Below are 24,780 nucleotides of genomic sequence, written 5' to 3' on the forward strand. Positions count from 1 at the left end.
AACTTTCATACAATCTATCAAGATTAGAAAATGATTATGGATAACAGCGGTCATTATCTTCAATATAATATTTCTGATAATTTGGTGTTATTTATTAAACCAATTAAGGTGTTTTTATGTGCATTAGCAACTATATGGCTTTTGGTTTCCAATGAGGTTTATAGCGAAGAATATTTCAATATCAATGCGCTGGAGAGCCTCTCTGGTCTCCCGGAAGATATTGATCTATCGATTTTCATTCAAGATGATCAACAACCACCGGGCCGCTATTGGGTTGATATTTATCTGAATCGCGAAAAGATAGATACTGGAAATGTTGATTTCGTTATCGTAAATAATAAGTTATCACCCAAAATTAGACTTAAACAATTCAAAGAGATGGGCGTAGATATTGATTTATTCCCATCTTTGTCGGCTTTACCACCAGAAACTGAAATTACAGATATTGGTCAGTATATTTCTGCTGCATCATCTTCTTTCGATTTCAACAAGCAACGGTTGGATATCAGCATCCCCCAGGCAGTTCTGCTTAATAAGGCGAGAGATTATGTTCCTTCTCATCTGTGGCAACAAGGATTAACGTCTTTACAAGTTAATTATAGCTATAGTGGCTCAATTAACTGGCTGGATGGTCAGCCCGGATCAACCCGCAATAACTTTCTCAACCTCAGAAGTGGTGCTAACTGGGATGCCTGGCGTTTACGAAATTATTCCACTTACAGCAGCCAAAACAATAAGTGGCAAAGTCTGAGCACTTACCTGCAACGTGATATTCATTCCTTAAAAAGCCAACTAATATTTGGTGACAGTTATACACCTTCACCCATTTTCGATGGGTTTCAGTTTCGTGGTATGCAATTAGTTTCAGATGACAATATGCTACCTGATAGTCTCAGAGGATTTGCACCAACAATACGAGGAATTGCCCAAAGTCATGCTCAAGTAACCATCAAGCAAAATGGTTATATTATCTACGAAACTTATGTTTCTCCCGGCCCTTTTATTATTAATGACTTATACCCAACAACTTCCAGTGGTAATTTAGAGGTTATTGTCAAAGAAGCTGACGGGAAAGAGCATCGTTCTGTACAGCCTTTTTCGGCTGTGCCTGTTATGTTACGAGAAAATAGTCTGCGTCATTCTCTGACATTCGGGAAATATCATTCACCCACTCACCGTGGTAAAGAACCATACTTTATGCAAGGTACGGTCACTTACGGGGTTTCCAATAATATCACTGTATATGGTGGAACAATTCTCTCAAAAAAATATCATTCTATTGCATTGGGCACAGGTTATAGTCTCTCTGATTGGGGTTCATTTTCTTTTGATGTGACTCACGCAAGGTCAGAACTCAACCCAAATATTTACTCATCTGGGCAATCATATCGGTTTCAATATGCAAAAGATCTTACCCAAACAGGTACTAATTTCACTTTAGCGGGCTATCGTTACTCAACGCATGATTTTTATGATTTTAAAGAAGCCAATGAGTTTAATATTACCAGCAATAATAGTTACACCCCCAATAAACGCAGTAAACTGCAATTGTATATCAATCAATCTTTAGGAGACTTAGGCGGTATTTATTTATCTGCTTTTCAACAAAATTATTGGTCACAAAAAGGTCATGAAAGAAATATCAGTGCAGGTTATAGTACCAGCCACAATTCCATCAATTACACATTGAATTACACATACAGCAAGCTACCAAGCACTAATCATAATGATCAGATTTTATCACTCAACATACAAATTCCTCTTGAGCGTTGGCTGAAAAATAGTTGGGCAAGTTATAGCCTGACCAATAGCAGAAAAAGAGAAACATCTCATCAGATCAGCTTAAATGGTACAGCGCTGGAAGATAACAATCTGACTTATAGTCTTCAGCAAAACTACACTAACCATAACGGGAGTACTGGTGGGAATATAAGCACAGAATACAAAGGTGCTTACGGTCAGCTTAATGCGGGTTATAACTATGATAAGCAATCCAGACAATTAAATTATGGTTTAAATGGTGGAATAGTTGCTCATCCTTATGGCATCACTTTCTCTCAATCATTGGGAGATACATTAGTGTTAGTGCGAGCCAATGGTGCTAAAGGCGTTAAGGTTCAGAATTACACAGGTATCGCAACTGACTGGAAAGGTTATGCCATTGTTCCTTATGCCAGTAGTTATCGTAAAAACCGTATCTCTTTAGATACTTACTCAATGGGAGATAACGTTGATATCGATATCAGTACGCAAATTATCGTCCCTACCCAAGGTGCACTGACTTTAGCTAATTTCCAGACCCGCATTGGTTATCGTGTGTTACTAATGCTTTCTCACAAAGGCAAAGAGATCCCATTTGGAGCAACAGCCACATTAGTGCAAAAAAATGAGTCAGATGGACCCAATAGCACCATTGTCAGTAATGATGGTCAAGCGTACCTCAGCGGAATTCCTAAGTCTGGGCAGATATGGGTGAAATGGGGCCACAAAGATGCTCAAGAATGCCGTGTTGATTATCAGCTCCCGGAGAAAACACCAGAATCTGGCCTGTACATGCTGAACGCCGCCTGTGAATAACAGAAATTGAGCATTTATTTGATATTCTTACATATTATGGAAACGAGTTATGGTTAATGGCTTAAAATTATTATTGGCGAACATATTTATCATCGGCATGATGAGCAGTTTTGCCAGCGAGGCCAATTATGAGAGCTATGATTGTCGATATTCGCCGGGTTTTCATTCTGGCACAACGCGAGTCTCTTTTGGCTCTCAAATAATCATACCCAAAAATCATCCTATTGGGACAACGATAAAGGAAATCCGTTTAGATCAATTGGATACAAAAGGTCATGTCGTTTATTGCAATAGATTAGTTCCTGCATCATGGGATAAACCCGATTTTGCTCCTGCACATTATAATAATGATGCAATTTATGAATCCGGTGTACCGGGTGTTGGAATCCGTATCAATAATTGGGGGCCGACTAATTATGGTATTGATTGGTTTCCTCGAAAATCAACTACCCCATTCACCTGTTCTCCTCCTCCCCGGTGGCCTGACTACAAATATTATTGTGGTCAAACATGGGGGTATTTGACGGTTCAATTAATCAAAATTGCACCCACTACGGGTTCAGGGATAATTGAAGGACGGATCCTAACCAGAGCCAGATTTGGGTACGGCAGTGGCAGTATTGTTCATTCTTTTTATTTAGCAGAAACACGTGTTGTTACTCCGACTCCGAGTTGTTCCCTCGCTCGTAAAACGACGCTAGTCAATATGGGAGAAATCAGAGCGAGTGAGTTTCGTGGTATCAATAGTACCGCAGGGACAAAAGATTTCCGCTTAGAATTTAGCTGTGATCCAAACGCCAAAGTCAACATAATATTGGATGGACGCCCGGCCAAAAGTGGCATCAATAATATCTGGGCATTGGATTATGGTAGTGACAACGTCACAGCAACGGGAATTGGTCTGCAAATTTTGTTTTATAATCAACTACTAGAGATACGTAAACCGATTAAAGCAAATGCTGAATACGTCACATACTTTTCATTTCCATTGCAAGCACGCTACATTCAGACTCACCCTCGGATCACACCCGGAAAAGCGGATGTAACAACAACAATTACGTTGACTTACGAATAAATAAGAAGTTAGAAATGGGGCTATAGCGCCTTAACAATCAAAATGCTAAGCCCCAAAAACATTATGCAGCAATACTTTCCATTGCTTGCAAAATACGCTTATCAGATACCGGATACGCTGTACCCAATTGCTGAGCAAACAGGCTGATACGCAGTTCTTCGATCATCCAGCGTACTTCTTTCACTTCTGGCAATTGTTTCTGCTGGACAGAAAGTTTCGCTAACCACTGCTGCCATTGTTGCTGGATATTTTCAATCCGGCTCATGTGTGCCCTATCCTTGTTTGGATCAATCGCCAGTTTTTCCAACCGACGTTCGATACCATTCAGATAACGCAGAACATCCGCCAGACGTTTCCAACCGTGGGCTGTGACAAATCCTTTAAAGACCAAACCGGAAATTTGTTCTTTAATATCGGATAAAGCCAGTGCCAGAGCGATATCGACTCGCCCTTTCAAACGCTTATTAATAGCAAAAACCGTCGTCAAGATCTGTTCTACCTGTTTGGCAATTTCAACCACTGTGTCATTCAAATCGGCGCGAACTTTATTTTGTAAACTTGCAAACGCCTGTTCATTCCATGTCGGCCCGCCATTTTCTGCAATTAATCTGTCCACACCACAGGAAATACAGTCATCAATCAAATCCAACACTTTTCCATACGGGTTGAAATAGAGACCAAGTTTGGATTTATTCGGTAACTTTTCGTGCAGGTATTTAATCGGTGAGGGAATATTCAATAACAGTAATCGACGAGTTCCCTCCCACATAGCATTTTGCTGTTCAGATTCCGTTTCAAACAATTTAATACCAATACTGTCTTTTTCATCTACCACCGCAGGAAATGCTTTCACGGAATAACCACCACGTTTCTGCTCATAGCGTTCAGGCAGATCACCAAAGCTCCAGATATGTAGCCCGCTTTGTTCGATACCATCATCTGCTACCGCCGAAAGTGTTTCCTGTACTTTATCTTTCAGTTTCAGCTTCAATACCGAAAGATCTTTTCCTTCCGCCAGAGTCTTATTTTTTTCACCAATAATACGGAAAGTCATTTTCAAATGGTCAGGAACCTGCTCCGGTTGCCACTCATCACGTGACACCGTCACGCCTGTCATGCGACGAAGTTCTTTCTCAAGACTATCCAGCAAGGTCGCCTGTGGCTGCGTTACTCGCTCCAAAAATGCCTGCGCATAATTAGGTGCGGGGACAAAATTACGCCGGGTTGGCTTCGGCAGCGATTTAATCAACGCCACAACCAACTCACGGCGAATTCCTGGAATTTGCCAGTCAAAACGTTCATCCCTGACCTGATTTAATACCGGTAACGGAATATGTACAGTGACACCATCCGCATCGGTTCCCGGTTCAAATTGATATGTTAAGCGGAATTTCAAATTGTCCTGATGCCAGTAATTTGGATAATCCAACGCACTGATTTTATTGGCATCGCCTTTAATCAACATGCTCTTTTCAAAATTGAGCAGTTCCGGCTGATCTTTACTTACCGTTGTCCACCAGCGATCGAAATGGCGGGAAGAAACTACGTCTTTGCCAATACGTTGATCGTAAAAACTAAATAAAGTCTCATCGTCCACCATAATATCCCGGCGACGAGATTTATGTTCCAGCTCTTCAACTTCTTCACGTAACTTGAGATTAGCACGGAAGAACGAATGACGCGTCTGCCAATCCCCTTCCACCAGCGCATGGCGGATAAACAATTCACGGCACAACATCGGATCAATCTGGCTGTAATTGACCAAACGACCAGTCACAATCGGTAAACCATATAATGTCACTTTTTCCGATGCCATGACCGCACCTTGAGATTTCTGCCAGTGCGGTTCACTATAGTGACGTTTGATTAAATGCGCCGCCAGAGGCTCTATCCATTCCGGTTCAATGCGCGCAGCAATACGTCCCCAAAGCCGACTGGTTTCTACCAATTCAGCGACCATCGCCCACTTAGGCGGTTTTTTAAATAATCCAGAGCCGGGAAATACAGAGAACCGGGCATTACGGGCACCAGTATATTCCTGTTTTTCCACATCTTTCTGACCTATGTGAGATAACAACCCTGTCAATAACGCAACATGAATGCTGCGATAATCCGCTTCCTGGCTATTGACTGGAATACCGATCTCTTTAACGACCTGCCGGAGCTGAGTGTAAACATCCTGCCACTCTCTGACCCGCAGATAATTCAGGTAATCCTGACGACAAAGTTTGCGAAATTGGGAACTGGAAAGTGCTTTTTGCTGTTCTGCCAGAAAATCCCACAATTTTAGAAAAGCAATAAAGTCAGAGTCCTTATCGGCAAAACGACGATGTTTTTCATCCGAAGCCTGCTGTTTTTCCAGAGGCCTTTCCCGCGGATCCTGAATGGATAATGCTGAAGTAATCACCATCACTTCTCGCACACAACCATGAGCTCTTGCTTCCAATACCATGCGAGCCAGACGAGGATCGATAGGCAATTGTGCAAGCTGTCGTCCTATTTGTGTCAGCCGGTAAATCCCGCCAGATGAGGTTTCCGTATCAATGGCACCAAGTTCTTCCAACAAACGGACACCATCCTGGATATTACGTTTATCCGGTGCTTCAACAAATGGAAAAGCACTGACATCGCCTAAGCCAATCGAAGTCATTTGCAAAATAACCGATGCCAGATTGGTACGCAGAATTTCAGGATCGGTAAACTCCGGGCGGGATAAGTAATCTTCTTCTGAATAGAGTCGAATACAGATCCCATCAGAAACACGACCGCAGCGGCCTTTACGTTGATTCGCTGATGCTTGTGAAATTGGCTCTATCGGCAAACGTTGAACTTTAGTCCGATAGCTATAACGACTAATACGTGCATACCCGGTATCAATGACATATTTTATTCCAGGGACAGTCAATGAGGTTTCTGCAACGTTAGTTGCCAGTATAATGCGCCGCCCAACATGTGGTTGGAAGATCCGGTTCTGCTCGCTATTGGACAGACGGGCAAACAGCGGCAATACTTCAGTATGTGAAAAATTCTGTTTATTGAGTGCATCCGCAGTATCGCGGATTTCCCGTTCTCCACTCATAAAGACCAAAATATCACCAGAACTTTCCCGGCTTAACTCATTTACCGCATCAATAATAGCTTCCAGCTGATCCCGATCACTGTCATTATCATCACCTGCCATCGGACGGTAACGGACTTCCACCGGATAAGTACGGCCTGACACTTCAATAACCGGAGCACTATTGAAATGGCGGGAGAATCGCTCAGGATCGATAGTCGCGGAGGTAATAATGACTTTCAGATCAGGGCGTTTCGGCAATAACTGACGCAGATAACCTAATATAAAATCAATGTTCAGACTACGTTCATGTGCTTCATCAATAATCAACGTATCGTATTGTAATAGCAAACGATCCTGCTGCAATTCGGCCAGCAAAATACCGTCAGTCATCAATTTGACCAACGTATTGTCGCTAACCTGATCATTAAAGCGAACTTTGTAACCCACTATTGAACCCAGTGGTATTTCCAGTTCATCTGCAATACAACTGGCAACCGAACGAGCTGCTAAACGACGAGGCTGTGTGTGACCAATCAGCCCTTTAACCCCTCTGCCCAATTCAAGACATATTTTCGGGATCTGAGTGGTTTTACCAGAGCCTGTTTCCCCCGCAATGATGACAACCTGGTTATCCCTGATTGCTTTATAGATATCGTTTTTCTTCCGGCTGACAGGCAGGTTTTCAGGGTATTTAATCGGAGGACATGCAGTTTGACGATTGGTAACTTTTTGTTTTGCTGCGACAATATCCGCAGTAATAGATTGCGCTACAGCCTGTAAGGAGGCTTGATTTTTTATTTTTGCTGCTCCTTGCAGCCGTTTTTTTAAACGGAACTGATCGCGCAACGGTGTGTGCTCAAGTTCGGCATATAATTCAGCAATGGGTGCTGTCAAAGGTGATTCCACTGTGATAAATCCTTGTGACATTCTGAGTTGAGTCGCGCTGTCTTTATTTCTTAACACCGCTTTTAGTTATGTTATTACATATTCGGCTGACAAATCTATTGTTCAATAATTTTGAACGCCAATCTCGAAATATTGAGCTATTGTCTGAATGATAACCTCACTAAAATAGCTAACACATAGAAACAATCGGCAATGTATTAGTGGCAATACATTAGTTACTGGTGTTATGAAGGAATTAAAAATGAGCAACGTACTGGTTCTGAAATCCAGCATTATGGCGCAAAATTCACAAAGCAACAAAATGGCTGACTCTTTTGTCAAAGCGTGGCAGGCCAATCATCCAAATAGTCATATTAGCATACGTGATCTGGCTGCAAATCCGCTTCCAGTATTGGATAGCGAATTAGTTGGTGCGTTACGTCCAAATGGTGCTGAGCTGACAGAGCGCCAGAAAGCAGCATTAGCCTTATCAGATGAACTAATCGCAGAATTAAAAGCGCATGATATTGTTGTAATTACAGCCCCCATGTACAACTTCTCTATTCCAACTCAATTAAAAACCTATTTCGATTTGATTGCGCGTGCTGGTGTTACTTTCCGTTATACCGAAACAGGCCCAGAAGGTTTGCTACAAGGAAAACGTGTCATTGTGCTGAGTAGCCGTGGTGGTATTCATAAAAACAGCCCATCCGACTTGATAACCCCATACTTAAGTGTTTTCTTCGGATTTATTGGTATTACTGATGTGGAATTTGTGTTTACCGAAGGCCTGGCTATGGGTGAAGAGTTGGCAAATCAGGCACATCAGAATGCCCGCGATGCGATAACTGAGATAGTCGAAAAAATGACAAAGAAACAACCAGAAAAAATCGTTGCTTAATCAGGCTTAGCGCGTCAGACAAACCAATGGCGCGCTTATTTCTTCACCCAATTACCATTAATACCAAGCACAAACTCCCCGGCCTCTGCACGATTGACTAATTTTTCACCCGCTATTTTTGCCACCTGATCCGTTGTCATATTGTTCTGAGCGGCAATCTCAGCATATCTTTTTTCCCGCTCGCTATTGATTTTTCTGACCACGGATAGTGCATCCTGAGAATGCTTGACCGCTGCCAGATAACCGCTAAATGTTTCTCCTACCAGACCTTGCTGTTTTGCTTCATTTAGCGTCATACCCATTGCAAAAGAGCTGAATAGCAGGCTTAACAAAAGTATTACTCCCGTTTTTTTCATATTCTCACTCCTTAGAATAAATCAGAATTATTTTTGAGCATATCTTCAATCTGCCGATCAACTTTGATATGAATTTCATGCTCAATTTTGACATTCATATTGATATTGATAGGTTTATCTGGAGTTGCCACTTCCAACCTGATACACCCTGCCAGGCCTGAACAGAGCAATACCATACCACTAATAACTATCGAAAATCTGAGTCCACTCTTGGTTATCATTTATCACTCCCGTTTTACATTAGCAGTTAACCCCGTCTGTTGACGAGGTTACAAAAATAAATGGAAACGACTTATTTTTTTATTTCTCTTCAGTGAATTCAACCGGAAAGTCGGATAGTCTCTCAAGATAGAAATAATAGTATTTCCCATCATCATTAAAACAAACCAGCGGAATTGCATCGAATTTGCTTTTAAACCATTTATCAAACCAATTCATTTTGATCAAGGATCCATGACCCCAGTGGCCTGTGTTGAAGTCTCCACCTTTCCATTTGCTTAATATTTCATCAATTCGCACCACAGGGAGTGAATCAAAAAAATGAAGCAATTCGTTTGCATCTTCAATTTTTTCTCTGGAACGGAGTTCATCGAAAATCTGTTTGATGTTCATATTTAACCTCATGAGTAAAAGGAGTTTTAACTGATCATAGTCATCATTCCGTTGCTCATAAAATCAGGCGGTTCCATCAATTAAAGATCCCTAATATTCTCATCATCGTCTTCTCGGTCATTGATTTGTTCAATAACCGAGTGTTTGGTTTAGAGGTTTAATAAATGAATAATGTTAACTACCTACAAATATATTTTTTTCTAACCATTCTTCCAGATTACTGCCAAAGCGCAGACTGCGCCATAACTGGAATATATTCTCTTCATGGCGATAATTAAGTCTGACTTCTCGTTTTTTATCCACAACTGGATTAACCCCACTGATTTCTGATTGCAGTAGCAAAATACCCAGGTTATCAAGTGTCACATATGCCTTAGAACGACTAATTTCTAAATAACGCAACCAATCCATCGCCAAACCCGCAGTTAAGTCATTTTTCCCTATAGAATCAACCGTGTCCTTGTCCAGTCTTAATGTCAGATCGCCATCGTTGGCTACCCATCCTTGCTGAATAATCCACTGTTTATCATTTAATAGCACTGGCAATTCACCGCTAATTTTCCCTGACATGGCAAGTTGTTTAACTTTTAATACGTCGAATAATTTACTCACACTCAACTTGTTAAAGTTCAATACAGCGGCCTGTTTTTGGGGCAGTTGCAACTTATTTAACCTAAGCTTGCCATCCAACATATCAATATTCACATTAGACAAGGTTAGCGGCTGTATTTCAGTCGGAGGATAGAAACCTTGTAAATCCGCTGATACGTTACCCATATCAAACACCCCCTTAACAGCCTTTATCCTGAGCTTAACAGATGACGTTACACCTAATTGCCAAGTGTGTTCCTGTAAACGCCACGGTAACACAAAGTCCACCCCATCAACGTTTCCATTCCTCAGCCACATAGCCGCATTTTTTACTACCCAGTGCCCTCCGGCACGTAATCCTTGCCCTCTGGCCGCCGAAAATGCCGCTTGTGCATAGATATTCCCACCACGCACAGTGATCCCTAAATCAGCAGGGATCAAAGTTTGAAACGCCAGCAAAGATTGTTTCGGCCAACGTGCTTCTCCCCTTAACCTCGTACCATCCCAACGGCCATTAACGGGAATTGGCCCAATCCCCTTTCCGTGCAATTGACCGTTTAGCCTAAAATTATGGGGTGATTGGCCAGTCAAGGTTACCCGGAATTCAACAGGAGGCAAAAAACCACCGGAACGAAAATCCGTTCTCAACGTCGAAAATTGCAGATCTCCCATCAATGCAGATTTAGTGGCCGAACGTTCCCATACCAACGGTTTCATCAACTGTAAACGCGGAGCCTTCATCTGTACAAGGCCATAGTCGATAGTATCAAACCCTGTATTTAGTGCATTTACGGTTATCTGTGATTGTTTCCAGCTTCCTTTACCTGAAATATCCCATTTCGCCTTTAGTGGCGGTAAATCCCCATTTCCCCAATAGTGCCAATTCCAGTTTCCATTATCGGGTATAAAATCTTCGGCATAACCATCAAAATGCAGCCTGAAAGTTCCCCAATCACTCTCTTTTGCTGTGACTATCGCCTGTAAGCGGCCAGTGAAACCATTACGGCTTAAATAAGCACCAGCCAAAGGTAAACGGGCTTCCTTAACAGTAAAATTTTCACTGACTTTTCCCCAGATCCGGAATAGTGATCCGGGCTGGAATATAATTTTAGGTGTAGCCAGTGAACCTGTAACAATTGCCGGTAACGACATCGTCATGATCATTTTCCCTCTGTTCATTTGCCCGGTTAACTGAAGAGGAATATGAGCATTCGTTAAGCTGATTGGTGTCGGTTTTATGGAAAGAACAACATTCCCCTTACCAAATTTATTCTGAGTGAGCAGATTCATTCTCCCGCTCACCTTCATACCATTAAATCCTTTCTTCCACTGTTCGAGGGTAAGATTCACTCCGCCGGATAACGGTTGTGCCTCAGTGATCCAACGCCATTTACCATTGCGGATCACAAATTGAGATTGATTGAATGACCATGGCAATTCAGCCCATATCTGTGGTTCATTTTTCTCATGTACATTGAGTTGGGTAACTGTGAATTTCCCATTCTGCCCTTGCCATTCCAACGCGATCAGCAAAGGTTCAGAATACTGGCTGACAGGTAACTGCACGGCTATCCGATGTCCCTGAAGTGATGAGTCGAATTTGAGCTTTCCGGCAAATTCCTGCCATGGTGCAGGAACAAAATGATCAATGACCAATTTCATCGCCGGAATAGAAGACAATATTTCATTAACAGATATAGATAGTGGCGCAGACTGTGTCTTTGTCGCGGGTAGTTGTGATAAACATGGGCTCTGACTATAAACTTCAGCAATATGTATATCCCAATAGCGCTCTGCGCCCTGCTCATTATGCGAGTATCCGGCAGACAAACCGGATATCTTGAGCAATTCACATTCTTGTATCTTCAACGATAACTGATTAATAAATAATATATTCTTTTCCAACGTTGGTTGAGTTAACGAAAGAGTCATCCCCTGTGGTAACCAATGACTGGCAATCAGTGGCAGCCAACGCGGAAGTGTGAACCAACCAATCAACACTGATAACACCAGCAGTATTATCATCACTGCGAACACTTTTAATATCCTGGTCATCTGTTCTTGAACTCTTCTTTTCAACCTGAACACAACTTCCTGTTATGATAGTCTCATATCAGACTAGTAAGTCGGTTTATTATACAGGTTAGGTATCATAGCTTAACAAGTGCTTTGTTCGAGTATAGCGAGAGATAGCGCTAAAAACCTATCTCAGCAGATGCCATTATTGCCAGCAGTTAACATTTGTGTTTAGCAGACATAAATAGTTAACACATAGCAAAGTGAATTCAACGAGTAGCTCGAATGAAATTAAGAATCACACAGTCAATATATGGCGGAGATAATATGATGAAATTAGTCGTTTACAGTACAAAACAATACGATCGTAAACACTTTGAGTTACTCAACCAAAAACTTGGCCTTGATTACCATATTGAGTTCTTTGACTTTCCCCTCAGCCTACAAACCGCGAAAAATGCCGTTGGTGCAGATGCTGTTTGTATTTTCGTTAATGATGATGGTGGGCGCGAGGTCCTGGAAGAGCTGGCAGAAATGAACATTAAAATCCTGGCATTACGTTGTGCTGGTTTCAATAATGTCGATCTGGATGCTGCCAAAGAACTGGGTATCAACGTTGTTCGTGTTCCGGCTTATTCACCGGAATCCGTTGCCGAACATACCGTCGGGTTGATGCTATGTCTGAATAGGCGTATCCACCGCGCCTATCAACGCACCCGAGATGCCAATTTCTCTCTCGAAGGGCTGACAGGCTTCAACATGTATCACCGTACCGCAGGTATTATCGGTACTGGAAAAATCGGTCTTGCAACCTTAAGGATCCTAAAAGGCTTTGGTATGCATTTATTGGCACATGACCCCTATCCAAATCAGGAAGCGTTAGACCTTGGTGTGAAATATGTGGATTTAGAGACTTTGTATGCTGAATCTGACGTGATTTCACTACACTGTCCAATGACACCTGAAAATCATCACTTACTGGATGAAACAGCGTTCAGTAAAATGAAAGATGGTGTAATGATCATCAACACCAGCCGGGGTGCCTTAATTGATTCTATTGCCGCTATCAACGCATTAAAACAGCAAAAAATCGGGGCATTGGGGATGGACGTATATGAAAACGAGCGCGATTTATTCTTTGAAGATAAATCAAACGACGTTATTCAAGATGATATTTTTCGTCGTTTGTCTTCCTGCCATAATGTCTTATTCACAGGCCATCAGGCATTTTTGACAGAAGAAGCATTAACCAGTATCAGTGAAACAACGTTACAAAATATCCAACAACTCACTTCTGGTGAACCCTGCCCGAATCTTGTTGGATGAAGTAATAAATATCAGGAGATCAAATGAACAGAGCGATTCTATTAACGGTCGCCACCTTGCTACTTACAGCATGTCAATCTACGGGGGTTAGTGCCACAGGAAATATTACTGCTAAAGATTTACGACACCGTAATTTTGCTTTGGTTAGTGTAAATGGTGAGGATGTCTCCAATAAAGAAGATACAAAATTGTCCATTACGTTTGGTGATAAAATGTTTGTTTCCGGGACAATGTGTAACAACTTTATGGGGGTGGGAAAATTAAAGGATGATGTTTTAACAGTAAGTAAATTAAGCAGTTCTCAGATATTCTGTGTCAATGAAAAACTCAATAAATGGGATCAGGTCATGGTTGATATTCTGACCCAAGGTGCAAGTGTGAGTTTAAAAGACAAGCAATTAATGTTGACGAATAAAAGAAACAAGCTGGTTTATACTTTGAAGAAACCTGTTCGATAATCCAATTAATTAAAGCTATTTTACTTTTTGTTCCACATGCTTAGTCTAATCAAGATTACCCGGGTGCTGTCGGGTAATCTATCTCTATACCTTTCGGAGAGAAACCAGCTAATCCCTCATGCTCCTGAAGTACGATTAGTTATTCTGGTGTTGGCTATTTTTATGACAATAAAATCCCAATCGTTAATGTTACAGCAACCCAGAATCCTAAAAACTTCATATAACACATCCCGTTACTGTTCATTTTTCTGACTCCCTTATTATCAAATAACTCTTATTATCAAATAAAATAGTGGCAGCAACACATAGACAAAATTTTAACTATTTCATACTAAGACTTTACCAACCTTTTCCTATATATTTATTCAATGATTCCAAATATCATTCCATTATTTATTACTTGCAGAATAATCTGAAACACAAGGAGTTTTATCCAAATAAATTTACTATTTAGGCCATCATGTTTTTATATATCTGAGCAATTAATTTTCAGGATGCTCCTTGTCAGGGTATAAGGCTGCACTCCAGTTACTGTAAGTACAGACAAATATAGATGGTTCTTTGCTTGAGTAAGACTTGGCAATGGATTTGATTTTTTCTGCCAGTTGAAGGGACCCTAATGAAGAATTGCCAACATAAGTTCCACTTGGAAGACGATGCCATTTTCCATTAGGAAAACGTATAGATCTACTAAACTTATTTGCTGTCATTCTCTTATACAGCTTTTCATATCCTGTAGATCCCGTGCCATACAGTTCCACACGAATTAAATAACTTGCCATTTATCTTTCCTTGTCTTGACTGCCGAATAGACAAATTATCAGTTTTTCTTCACTGATAAAAGTGGGAAAAACGAGAAGAAAATCCGGCATTAATGACAATTTAAGAACTGGAGATATCCATTGATATAAAAAACAGTTTATATCAATGGATAAAATGGTTATTCAGGCCTATTTAAAATATGATCTTCCCAGTCCACGACATCGGATTCACGCACAGCAATATGCCTGACAGAAATACGCTCTGCGTGCATGGCTGACTTTGAACCGCTGACTAACGGATGCCAGGGCAGAAGATTTTTTCCTTCTTCAATCAGACGGTAAGCGCACGTTTTCGGTAGCCATGCAAATGTCACCATATTTTCACGGGTCAATTTGATACAATCAGCTTCATAACTGAAACGATCTTCATAATTTTTGCATTGACAGGTTTTGATATTCAGTTGATTACAGGCGACATTAGTGAAATAAATTTCGTCAGTATCTTCATCCATTAACTTATGCAAACAGCACTGACCACAACCATCACACAGTGTTTCCCACTCTTGATCAGTCATTTGTTCCAGGGTCTTCACCTGCCAGAAAGGTTGAGACATAATTTCTGTCATTCCTCATTACTAAATCACTCTGGTTGTTAAAACATGCTCATTAAGAGAGACGTTCAGAACATCACCAGATTTCAACTCCCCTACGCCTTCAGGTGTCCCCGTCAGGATAATGTCACCAGGGCGAAGAGTAAAAAATCGTGACATATAGCTAATCAATGGAATGATTGGCATTCGCATGTCACACGTATTGCCGTTTTGACGTAATTCACCATTTACTGCCAGAGAAAGCTGGATATTTTGTGGATCCTCAAAAGCATTAACAGGAATAAAGCCCGAAATCGGGCATGCACCATCAAATGCTTTACTCTTTTCCCAAGGCTGGCCTGACTGTTTAAATTCACGCTGCAAATCACGCAACGTCAGATCCAACGCGACAGCAAAACCTGCAATCGCCTGACTGACCCGCTCTTCGTTGGCATTTTTAAGCGTCGAACCGATTAAAACCGCCAATTCAACTTCATGGTGTACAGCACCCAGTTTCTCTGGAATCGATATGGGCTGACACAAATCATAAAGAGCTGTTTCAGGTTTTATGAATATCACCGGCTCTTCCAATATGTCTGAGCCCATCTCTTTGATATGTTTGTCATAATTACTACCGACACAAACGACCTTATTAGCAGGAAAATTCAGCAATACCCCTTGCCAGTCTTTATGCTGGTACATAGTATTCTTCCTTAGCTGTTATCAACTAATTTTTCAAGATATGAAACTTAATCAGTAAGGTGATGAATTCTCTGTTCGATACCATCAGCCATCATACTAACACTGAGAGCAAAATAGTAAGAGCGATTCCAATGCATAATGGTACGGAAATTTTGCGTCACCCAAAACGCCCTCGGTTCAGCTCCGTCAGTGATTATAATCCAACCTTTTGTTTTATTAGGTAAGTGTGCAAACTCAGAGGAAAAAACACCTAATGCTTGCCATTGTGAAATAGTTTTGCCCTGCTTTACTTTAATTCCTTCTAAAGTTTTATCGAAATTATCCGGTAATGAAACGGTGTATCCCCACGGTAACCCTTCCCGCCATCCCTCTTTACGCAGATAATTAGCCGTAGAGGCAAAAACATCTTCCTTATTGTTCCAGATATCAATTTTTCCATCATCATTGCCATCAGCAGCATAAGTCAAATAGGAAGTCGGCATGAACTGACTTTGTCCCATCGCACCTGCCCAGGAGCCTTTTAATGTCTGATCACCATCAATATATTTATTTTCTATGATATTAAGAGCCGCTATGAGTTGTTTTATAAAAAAAATTTCCCGACGACCTTCAAAGGCCAGTGTGGACAGTGCTGATACAATATCTTCCTTGCCCTGAATACGGCCAAAACCACTCTCCAGCCCCCACAAGGCAACGATATAGGATTTCGGGATGCCATATTTACGACTGATTTTCTCTAATTCAGGGAGATTTTTTTGATATTGCTCAACACCCTGCTTTATTTTCCATTCCGGCAGAACACGCTTTAGATATTCATCCAGAGTCACTTTTTTCTCTGGCTGATTGCGATCCGATTTAATAACTCGTGGAATAAAATGAACATCGGCAAATGCACGCGTCAACGTCTTCTCACTGAAGCCTTGCTTTCGTGCTTGTTGTTTTAACAAAGCCACATAAGCAGGAAACTGAGAGGGTTCACGGGAAGCAAGTGGGAATTGTTGATCCAGCGTTTTGACCTGCATTTGTAATAAAACTGTTGACCCTGAATTCTGCAATATTCTTCCATCGGGTGAAGCACATCCAGTCAGCAATATTACACTCAATAAAGGTACATTGATGGTTAATTTCATGAACCTCTCCTCTTAATTCAGGATCAAGCCACTACCAGTAACTCTTTTCATAGCCTGATTGCAACCAGATGTTCATTGATTAAATTTTCTACCGGAGGGGGAACCTGTAAATAAAATCCTTGCTCGCTCAATGCTACTTTCACTTTTTCAATATCCGCATTGGCCAATTTTTTTCTTTCTGCTAATGAGATCATCATAGAGAACTGTGGTTGACCAAATGTTTTCAATAACGCTTCAGGAACGCGTGAAAAATCTCCTTTTTTTTCAATGTAGAGATAAGTTTGTTCACGTTTTGGACTTCTGTAGATTACACAAATCATTGTCATAAACTCTTTTAAATTAACACTGCGACTTGCTTGAATAATTCAGTAACTATAACATGCTTATTATATTTAAGAATATCGTATCCTTGGAGCTGTTCCAGGGATCTTAACCTTGCTGAGTCTGAATATCGATGTCACAATCGCCAATTGAGCTAAAAGGCAGTAATTTTACGCTTTCGGTCGTTCATTTGCATGATGACCAGCCGGATATCATTCAAAAGGCCATACAAGAAAAAGTAGAGCAAGCGCCTGAATTCCTGAAAAATGCACCTGTCGTTATCAATATATCTCATCTGCCTGTAAATGCAGATATTTTTGTACTCCACCGGGTCATTGAATCTACAGGATTGCGGGTTGTGGGTATCAGTGGCTGCCAGGATGAAGAACAACGGGAAATGGTGCTGAAATCCGGGCTTCCTTTATTAAAGGAAGGAAAAAGCCAAAAAGTTCCTAAAGAAGAAAATAAACCATCTGAACCTATTTTCAGAAAAACTCGTATAATTAATACGCCTGTCCGTTCAGGACAAAGAATTTATGCTCCAAATAGTGATCTTATTGTCACCAGCAATGTCAGTGCTGGTGCAGAATTAATCGCTGATGGAAATATTAATATATATGGTGTGCTACGTGGACGTGTATTAGCAGGCGCATCTGGTGATAAAGAAAGCCAAATTTTCTGCACTCATTTAAACGCTGAGCTAACGTCTATTGCAGGCCAATATTGGCTCAGTGAAGAAATTCCAGAAAATTTTGTCGGTAAAGCGGCAAAATTACGTCTGGTCAATAACGAATTAACTATTGAAACCTTAATCTAGCCCTTATAACAAGGAATCGCTTCATGGCACGCATTATTGTTGTTACATCTGGTAAAGGTGGCGTTGGCAAAACCACTTCAAGCGCGGCCATTGCTACCGGCCTCGCACAAAAAGGGAAAAAAACCGTAGTCATCGATTTTGATATTGGGCTGCGTAATCTCGATCTCATCATGGGATGTGAGCGTCGTGTGGTTTTTGACTTCGTCAACGTGATCCAAGGTGATGCCACGTTAAATCAAGCGCTTATAAAAGATAAGCGCACCGAGAATTTATATATTCTTCCTGCTTCTCAAACTCGGGATAAAGATGCCCTCACACGTAACGGTGTCGAAAAGATCCTAAATGAGTTAACTGAGCAAGGGTTCGAGTTTATTATTTGTGATTCACCAGCAGGTATTGAGAGTGGTGCATTAATGGCTCTCTACTTTGCTGATGAAGCAATTATTACAACAAATCCGGAAGTTTCATCTGTTCGCGACTCGGATCGAATTTTAGGTATTCTGGCTTCCAAATCACGTCGTGCTGAACGAGGTGAGGAACCGATCAAAGAACATCTTTTGCTGACCCGCTATAACCCCGGTCGTGTGAACCGTGGTGATATGCTCAGTATGGAAGATGTCTTGGAAATTTTGTGCATTCCTTTAATTGGTGTTATTCCAGAAGATCAATCCGTTTTACGCTCTTCAAACCAGGGGGAACCTGTTATTCTGGATAAAGATTCTGATGCAGGTAAAGCATACGAAGATACTGTTTTACGTTTACTCGGTGAAGAACGGCCTTTCCGCTTCATTGAGGAAGAAAAAAAGGGTTTTTTGAAACGCCTGTTTGGAGGGTAACGCATGGCTTTGTTAGATTTCTTCCTGTCGAGAAAAAAGTCGACAGCCAATATTGCCAAGGAACGGCTGCAAATCATCGTGGCAGAACGGCGCCGTGGTGATGCTGAGCCTGCCTATTTGCCCGAAATGAAACGCGATATTCTGGCGGTAATTTGTAAATATGTACAAATTGACCCGGAAATGCTTTCTGTACAGTTTGAGCAAAAAAATGATGACATCTCGGTACTGGAACTTAATGTAACATTACCGGAGGTTGAGGAATCGTCAAAATAACGCTATCAAATAGCGCTATTTAATTTATTGTCTTTTCTTTTTCATATTATTTACTATCAGTGAAGATGAAAACGACACTGTCGCGGAAATAACAGCACCATAAAAATGGTACAGTAATAAATTTACTTCCCTGCCTGTTTATCAGGCAGGGGATCAGTACCTTTATCTCTTAAAAGATATAGATATATATCTCAGAAGCTATGACGCTGAATAATTTTCCAATATTTCAGCAATAGGCTCAGCCAGCCATTTACCACGCCAGCCCCTAATTAATTCCGGTTGCTGCTCTGGCGATTTCAATTTCCAATGCCAACAGAGCAGTTGATTAATTTGCCGACGAGAAGCTAACAATTCAGCATTAAAAGAATGAGATTCACTCACCTGAGCAATCATTGACTTAATTTCTTTAAACACTTTGCGATAACCCGGATAATCTACCAAATTCATAATTTGAGCCGGACACTTTTCTTCTGGAAGATCTCTGCTTTCTGCGACCATCGCCAGTAACCGACGCCCATGACAACGGATTTCTTGCCCGCTTAAACCTAAAGCATCCAGCTCTCCCAATGAAGTCGGCATATAACGGGCTACCTGCCATAAATTTTCTTCACGAATAACAAAATTAACAGCTAAATCCCGTTCACGGGCCTGATTCAAACGCCATGCAGCCAATTTTTTTAAGCAAGCCAACTGCCTTGGACGCAATTGCCATGCGTTACTGATATCTTTGTAAGCACATTCCGGCATTAATACTTCTTTACGACGTTGGGCAATCAAAGCACTTTCATCTTTTGCCGCCCCCAAATATCCTAGCTGTTCTGTTTTCGCCATCAAAATATCAGCCAGCGGTAATAAGTAGTAAACATCTGCTGCCGCGTATTCACACTGTTTTTCACTCAACGGACGAGCCAGCCAGTCAGTACGGGACTCACTTTTATCCAATTCCACATTCAGATATTCTGCAACCAGTGTTGCAAACCCACACGATAATGGATGACCAGTAAACGCGGCCAATGCCTGAGTATCGATAATAGGTGCGGGCATACATTGAAAACTATTCCAGAAAGCCTCTAAGTCTTCACTGCCAGCATGAATAAATTTTAATACATCCGGATCAGTCAATAATTCTCGCAAAGGTTGCCATTGCGAAATACCAAGGGGATCGATCAGAGAAAGTTGTTCACCATCAAACAGTTGTATTAAACCTAAGTGGGGATAATACGTCCTTGTGCGTACAAATTCTGTGTCCAGTGCAATTCTTGCATGTTGTTTTGCCCGATTACAGATGGACTGCAACTGAGCATCGGAGGTAATCAACTGATAATTCAAAACATCATTCTCTTAGCCATTCATAATATATGCACAACAACGCCGGCAAGAACCGGCGTTGTTGATGTGACAGGCAATTTAAAATATTTACCTTTTAAAAATCACTCTTCAAGCTATTCACTTCGCGTTGCTTGCTTTTCTTAATTCTTCATCGCGCAGTTCTTTACGAAGGATCTTACCAACATTCGACTTCGGCAACTCATCGCGGAATTCGACAATTTTTGGTACCTTATATCCAGTCAGATAACGACGGCAATGTGTCTTGAGTTCATCCTCTGTCAAACTGGCCTCCTTACGCACTACGAACACCTTGACGGATTCACCTGAGTTTTCGCTTGGAACACCTATTGCTGCCGACTCTAACACTTTAGGATGGGAAGAAACAATATCTTCCACTTCATTCGGATAGACATTAAAACCTGAAACCAGGATCATATCTTTTTTCCGATCAACAATATGTAAAAAGCCTTTTTCATCAATATTGGCAATATCCCCTGTTGCCAGCCAGCCGTCTTTTAACACCTCATCTGTTGCATCAGGACGATTCCAGTAACCTTCCATCACCTGAGGCCCACGCACCCACATCTCCCCCGACTCTCCCTGAAAGACTTCATTCCCTTCATCATCCACCAGCTTAATTTCCGTTGAAGGAACAGGGAAACCAATACTGCCACTATAGTGAGTCAAATTATAAGGATTACATGCAACCACAGGTGCACATTCAGTCAGGCCATAACCTTCAAGCAGATGACAACCTGTCAGCTTTTCCCATTTATCGGCGACGGAACTCTGCACAGCCATACCACCACCCACGGTCATACGTAATGCAGAAAAGTCTATTTTTTGGAATTCAGGATTATTGAGCCACGCATTAAATAGCGTGTTAACACCAGATAATGCTGTAAATTTATAGCGTGATAACTCTTTGATCGTTCCGTTCACATCTCGTGGATTGGTAATCAGCAAGTTTTGTCCACCTAGCTCAATAAATAACAGGCAATTTATCGTAAGTGCGAAGATATGGTACAGCGGTAATGCCGTAACCACTAACTCCTGTCTAAGGCGTAATAAAGGGGCGAAATTCGCTTTTATCTGTTCAAGGTTCGCCAACATGTTCCGATGGGTCAACATGGCACCTTTTGCCACGCCAGTTGTACCACCAGTATATTGCAGAAATGCCAAATCTTCGTTATTTAAATCCGGCTTGACATACTGCATGCGATAACCCTTGTGGATGACGCTGCGAAATGAAATGGCATCCGGTAAATGATACTTCGGAACCAGCCGCTTAATATATTTTACGACGAAATCTACAAGAGTTCCTTTTGGACGAGATAATTGGTCTCCCATGCGTGTCAAAATGACATGCTTAACCGGAGTATTGAAAACTATCTTTTCTAAGGTATGTGCAAAATTAGAGACAAGAACTATGGCTGATGTACCACTATCAGTGAGCTGATGTTCCAGTTCACGCGGGGTATATAGAGGGTTGACATTAACAACCACCATTCCGGCACGTAAGACACCAAAAAGAGCAATAGGATATTGAAGCAAGTTTGGCATCATTAATGCCACACGATCCCCTTTTTTCAGTCCCAATCCATTCTGCAAGTAAGCAGCAAACGCACGGCTACGTTCTTCCAGTTTACGGAAAGTGACTACTTCGCCCATATTAATAAATGCGACCTGATCGGCATAGCGTGCCACGGCATTCTCAAACATTTCAACCAATGATGAATAACGATCGGGATCGATTTCTGCCGGAACATCTGCCGGATAATGTTTTAGCCAGACTTTTTCCAAGTTGAATACTCCTGAAATCTAATTGCTGTGCAACCATTGACCATGAAACAAAAACCAGACCTGTATATTTAACAAATTATTAACTCAGCTTACCAGTTTGAAAAGGAACATTGTTCAGGTTGGCGATGCACGTCACTAATTTAATACTTCTTTAATCGCTGATAAAAAATAAGGCAGCCCATGCTGCCATATATTTTTATTATTTATCAATCAGTTACTAATAAAATTAACATTTAAATGTCTAACCCTTTAATTATACACTGATTTAGCTATTTTTGACTAAAACTCATTTCATTATTCCAAATGGTTATAATAAAAATAATCCAATGAATGATAACTATTAAGGGGTAGTTACATACTACGAAGGATATTTGCACAATACGACAAGTTGATATCATGTTTTCATGATCAAAAACGATTACACCAAGCCACAAAAGAAGAGCACTATCTAACCAATTAAAATATGACAACTTTTATTACAAGAAACAGGTGTTATGAGCCACGTAACTCAATCCAATTGGCGAATTATATTAATTTGCAGATTGTTCAATAAGCAAAAATCACACCAGCCTTTATTTCTCAATTCTTTTACGGAAGTCTTAGTGATAGCTATGGCAGAAAGCCTGCCATCGTTATCGGTTTTTTTATTTCAATGATTGGGTTGTTATTATCAGGTTGTAGTGAAAAAATCAGCCATCTCTATTTATCCAGAACAGTTACAGCATTTGGTGCGGCAAGTTTTATAATATATCTTTCCTTGGTATTCGCTTTCCAGCGAGAATAAGTTACTCTTGAAGCATATTACAAAAATGGCCTCATGATACTTTCAGGCATGAGACCATTTTTTCTTCAATTTCTCAATTTAAGACATTATTCAGTCAAAATCTTTCATATGAGATGGCAAAATTGGAGTACTTCCCCCCCAACCCATAAAATAGGGATTACCATAATATCCCCAGATATTACCTGTGGAGGGAGCCAAGGAAATACGCTGAACCTCATTCCAAAGTTTAAACCCATTAACATTCATCAAAACATAGTCATACGGGCTATCCCCGACTTTTCCTTTCTCCAGCCCCGTAATCAATCCCACAACTGTAACATAATGATCCTGAAAATCACTCGGTTCTAAAAAAGAATTGACGTAAGCATAAAGTCGACCAAGAGAAGGATTATCAATAAGTGGAGCTGCATCACTTGCCAATGGCAGTGTAGAGATTTCCAATCGTGTGCGTCCCTTCTCATTTAAGACGCTCAATACTTTTCCACCGAATCTCCCTTCATGACCTATGTATGAATCCGGCGTTTTTTTGACATCAAGTAAATTTTCTATAGGGTTTTTAGTTGTTCCTTTTATTGAGTCAGGAACTGATACACAACCTGTAAGTATCATTGCTCCTATAAATGCAATTAATTGCAGTATTAATCGGTAGTGTGTTCCATTAAGCATAAACCCCTCCAATACAGGAAAATCAGCCTGTTTTATATCTTAATCTTATGGACATCAATATTTCATGGACACCATTTTTTGCCACAAGTTGCATTAGCTTTTGTAACTTCCACAATGTCGTCTTTCTCAAATTACTTAAAAATGTATTACCTGAAAATGTTAACGACCTGGTAATTTTTTCCACGTTACCTCATTACGCAAATAAACAGGTTCCGCCGACTCAACAGCTATCGTTTTCCCCGCTTCCCACATCTGAACCGCCAACGGCAGCATATCTTCTGCATGAGGTAAGGTTATGCCACTTGATACCAGGGTTAAGTGACTATCCAATAATTGAGGGTAAGCCTCCCAGCCCGTTCCAGCTATCGCCCACTCTCCTGTTAAAGAGTTCATAATGAACTGCGCCTGTTCAGGCTTCAAAACTGCCTCTGTTTCATTCCCCAACCATTCGCCTTGTTCATTACGGGTATATTGTGCCCAGTAAACTTCTCCCATACGAGCGTCAATAGCAACTAAAACATTTGTTGCATTTTTCAGACGAAATGCCCCCTGAGCCATCGTTTTCAGAGAAGAAATACCGATCATTGGTAAGTCAGCCCCTAATGCCAGTCCCTGAGCAATCCCGACACCAATGCGCACACCAGTAAAACTCCCCGGCCCCTGACCAAATGCCAGCGCATCCAGTTGTTGTAATTTTATATCGTTCTTGGACAATATTGTTTCTACCATAGGCAGAATACGTTGAGTGTGTTCCCGTGGGGAAATTTCAAACTGTGCCTCAATGCGGCCATCATTCCAAAGCGCAACAGAACAAGCTTCGGTTGCTGTATCAATAGCTAAAATCCGTATGGACATGCCTTAACTCCGGCAAGAATAGAATTCGAAATAAGGGATTATACTATCATACCCC

At 41.1% G+C, this 24,780-nt stretch carries 23 protein-coding genes; 9 read left to right on the plus strand and 14 right to left on the minus strand.

What is annotated here, in order from left to right; genetic code table 11:
• Positions 1-36 precede the first annotated feature (36 nt).
• Both Xind_RS07375 and Xind_RS07380 read left to right on the plus strand, forming a co-directional pair.
• Positions 37-2,577, plus strand: coding sequence for a fimbria/pilus outer membrane usher protein (locus tag Xind_RS07375; protein WP_187649766.1), 2,541 nt, complete (start codon positions 37-39; stop codon positions 2,575-2,577).
• Between the two features lie 49 nt (positions 2,578-2,626).
• Complete coding sequence (locus Xind_RS07380) at positions 2,627-3,652, plus strand: fimbrial protein (RefSeq protein ID WP_187649767.1); 1,026 nt, start codon at positions 2,627-2,629, stop codon at positions 3,650-3,652.
• Positions 3,653-3,713: 61 nt separating this feature from the next.
• On the opposite strand, the gene hrpA is transcribed toward Xind_RS07380, so the two are convergent.
• Positions 3,714-7,619 carry an ATP-dependent RNA helicase HrpA gene (hrpA, locus tag Xind_RS07385; RefSeq protein WP_420856064.1) on the minus strand — a complete coding sequence of 1,302 codons (3,906 nt, stop codon included), beginning with the start codon at positions 7,617-7,619 and terminating at the stop codon, positions 3,714-3,716.
• Positions 7,620-7,860: 241 nt separating this feature from the next.
• Here hrpA and Xind_RS07390 point away from each other — a divergent pair, with 241 nt between their 5' ends.
• The gene (locus Xind_RS07390; protein WP_047682088.1) at positions 7,861-8,499 is read left to right on the plus strand and encodes an FMN-dependent NADH-azoreductase; all 639 of its coding nucleotides are present in this window, start codon (positions 7,861-7,863) and stop codon (positions 8,497-8,499) included.
• Between the two features lie 35 nt (positions 8,500-8,534).
• Here Xind_RS07390 and Xind_RS07395 read toward each other — a convergent pair whose 3' ends face one another.
• From Xind_RS07395 to Xind_RS07410, 4 genes are all read right to left on the minus strand, one after another.
• A complete protein-coding gene (locus tag Xind_RS07395; protein WP_047682090.1) occupies positions 8,535-8,855 on the minus strand; it encodes a YdbL family probable chaperone protein in 321 nt (106 codons plus the stop codon).
• 11 nt (positions 8,856-8,866) lie between these two features.
• On the minus strand, positions 8,867-9,031 hold the full coding sequence (locus Xind_RS07400) for a YnbE family lipoprotein (RefSeq protein WP_231571425.1): 165 nt from the start codon (positions 9,029-9,031) through the stop codon (positions 8,867-8,869).
• Positions 9,032-9,155: 124 nt separating this feature from the next.
• Positions 9,156-9,467: a GXWXG domain-containing protein gene (locus tag Xind_RS07405; protein WP_187649768.1), complete on the minus strand. Its 312-nt coding sequence runs from the start codon at positions 9,465-9,467 to the stop codon at positions 9,156-9,158.
• A 174-nt stretch (positions 9,468-9,641) separates the two neighbouring features.
• Positions 9,642-12,083 carry a YdbH family protein gene (locus Xind_RS07410; RefSeq protein ID WP_246432489.1) on the minus strand — a complete coding sequence of 814 codons (2,442 nt, stop codon included), beginning with the start codon at positions 12,081-12,083 and terminating at the stop codon, positions 9,642-9,644.
• Positions 12,084-12,404: 321 nt separating this feature from the next.
• Here Xind_RS07410 and Xind_RS07415 point away from each other — a divergent pair, with 321 nt between their 5' ends.
• Together Xind_RS07415 and Xind_RS07420 are read left to right on the plus strand one after the other, a co-directional pair.
• Positions 12,405-13,400, plus strand: coding sequence for a 2-hydroxyacid dehydrogenase (locus Xind_RS07415; RefSeq protein ID WP_047682257.1), 996 nt, complete (start codon positions 12,405-12,407; stop codon positions 13,398-13,400).
• 23 nt (positions 13,401-13,423) lie between these two features.
• Positions 13,424-13,858 (plus strand): META domain-containing protein, encoded by a 435-nt coding sequence (locus tag Xind_RS07420; protein ID WP_187649770.1) that lies wholly within the window; start codon positions 13,424-13,426, stop codon positions 13,856-13,858.
• 482 nt (positions 13,859-14,340) lie between these two features.
• On the opposite strand, the gene ghoS is transcribed toward Xind_RS07420, so the two are convergent.
• From ghoS to Xind_RS07445, 5 genes are all read right to left on the minus strand, one after another.
• Positions 14,341-14,640: a type V toxin-antitoxin system endoribonuclease antitoxin GhoS gene (ghoS, locus tag Xind_RS07425; protein ID WP_038269242.1), complete on the minus strand. Its 300-nt coding sequence runs from the start codon at positions 14,638-14,640 to the stop codon at positions 14,341-14,343.
• Positions 14,641-14,798: 158 nt separating this feature from the next.
• On the minus strand, positions 14,799-15,236 hold the full coding sequence (locus Xind_RS07430; protein WP_231571429.1) for a YcgN family cysteine cluster protein: 438 nt from the start codon (positions 15,234-15,236) through the stop codon (positions 14,799-14,801).
• A gap of 18 nt (positions 15,237-15,254) precedes the next feature.
• The gene (locus tag Xind_RS07435) at positions 15,255-15,911 is read right to left on the minus strand and encodes a fumarylacetoacetate hydrolase family protein (protein WP_047682105.1); all 657 of its coding nucleotides are present in this window, start codon (positions 15,909-15,911) and stop codon (positions 15,255-15,257) included.
• 47 nt (positions 15,912-15,958) lie between these two features.
• On the minus strand, positions 15,959-17,041 hold the full coding sequence (locus Xind_RS07440; protein ID WP_047682108.1) for a lytic murein transglycosylase: 1,083 nt from the start codon (positions 17,039-17,041) through the stop codon (positions 15,959-15,961).
• Between the two features lie 47 nt (positions 17,042-17,088).
• Positions 17,089-17,361 (minus strand): YcgL domain-containing protein, encoded by a 273-nt coding sequence (locus Xind_RS07445; RefSeq protein ID WP_047682110.1) that lies wholly within the window; start codon positions 17,359-17,361, stop codon positions 17,089-17,091.
• Positions 17,362-17,495: 134 nt separating this feature from the next.
• Between Xind_RS07445 and minC the strand changes: the two genes are divergently transcribed.
• Genes minC through minE form a run of 3 tightly spaced genes read left to right on the plus strand, consistent with a single transcriptional unit; the run spans position 17,496 to position 19,288 of the window.
• Positions 17,496-18,179, plus strand: a complete 684-nt coding sequence (gene minC / locus Xind_RS07450; RefSeq protein ID WP_047682113.1) for a septum site-determining protein MinC — start codon at positions 17,496-17,498, stop codon at positions 18,177-18,179.
• A 23-nt stretch (positions 18,180-18,202) separates the two neighbouring features.
• Positions 18,203-19,015, plus strand: coding sequence for a septum site-determining protein MinD (gene minD / locus Xind_RS07455; protein WP_047682116.1), 813 nt, complete (start codon positions 18,203-18,205; stop codon positions 19,013-19,015).
• A gap of 3 nt (positions 19,016-19,018) precedes the next feature.
• Entirely contained in the window at positions 19,019-19,288 is a 270-nt protein-coding gene (minE, locus tag Xind_RS07460; protein WP_047682119.1) for a cell division topological specificity factor MinE, read from the plus strand.
• Positions 19,289-19,486: 198 nt separating this feature from the next.
• Here minE and rnd read toward each other — a convergent pair whose 3' ends face one another.
• Both rnd and fadD read right to left on the minus strand, forming a co-directional pair.
• A complete protein-coding gene (gene rnd, locus Xind_RS07465) occupies positions 19,487-20,617 on the minus strand; it encodes a ribonuclease D (protein ID WP_047682122.1) in 1,131 nt (376 codons plus the stop codon).
• A 117-nt stretch (positions 20,618-20,734) separates the two neighbouring features.
• Positions 20,735-22,420, minus strand: a complete 1,686-nt coding sequence (fadD, locus tag Xind_RS07470; protein WP_047682125.1) for a long-chain-fatty-acid--CoA ligase FadD — start codon at positions 22,418-22,420, stop codon at positions 20,735-20,737.
• Positions 22,421-22,994: 574 nt separating this feature from the next.
• Here fadD and Xind_RS24040 point away from each other — a divergent pair.
• On the plus strand, positions 22,995-23,204 hold the full coding sequence (locus Xind_RS24040; RefSeq protein WP_420856065.1) for an MFS transporter: 210 nt from the start codon (positions 22,995-22,997) through the stop codon (positions 23,202-23,204).
• 90 nt (positions 23,205-23,294) lie between these two features.
• Here Xind_RS24040 and Xind_RS07480 read toward each other — a convergent pair whose 3' ends face one another.
• Together Xind_RS07480 and tsaB are read right to left on the minus strand one after the other, a co-directional pair.
• Positions 23,295-23,870 (minus strand): Slp family lipoprotein, encoded by a 576-nt coding sequence (locus tag Xind_RS07480; RefSeq protein ID WP_187649772.1) that lies wholly within the window; start codon positions 23,868-23,870, stop codon positions 23,295-23,297.
• A gap of 159 nt (positions 23,871-24,029) precedes the next feature.
• A complete protein-coding gene (tsaB, locus tag Xind_RS07485; RefSeq protein ID WP_047682131.1) occupies positions 24,030-24,725 on the minus strand; it encodes a tRNA (adenosine(37)-N6)-threonylcarbamoyltransferase complex dimerization subunit type 1 TsaB in 696 nt (231 codons plus the stop codon).
• Positions 24,726-24,780 lie beyond the last annotated feature (55 nt).

This window comes from Xenorhabdus indica, from assembly GCF_014467235.1.
In the GTDB taxonomy this organism is placed as follows: Bacteria; Pseudomonadota; Gammaproteobacteria; order Enterobacterales; family Enterobacteriaceae; genus Xenorhabdus; species Xenorhabdus indica.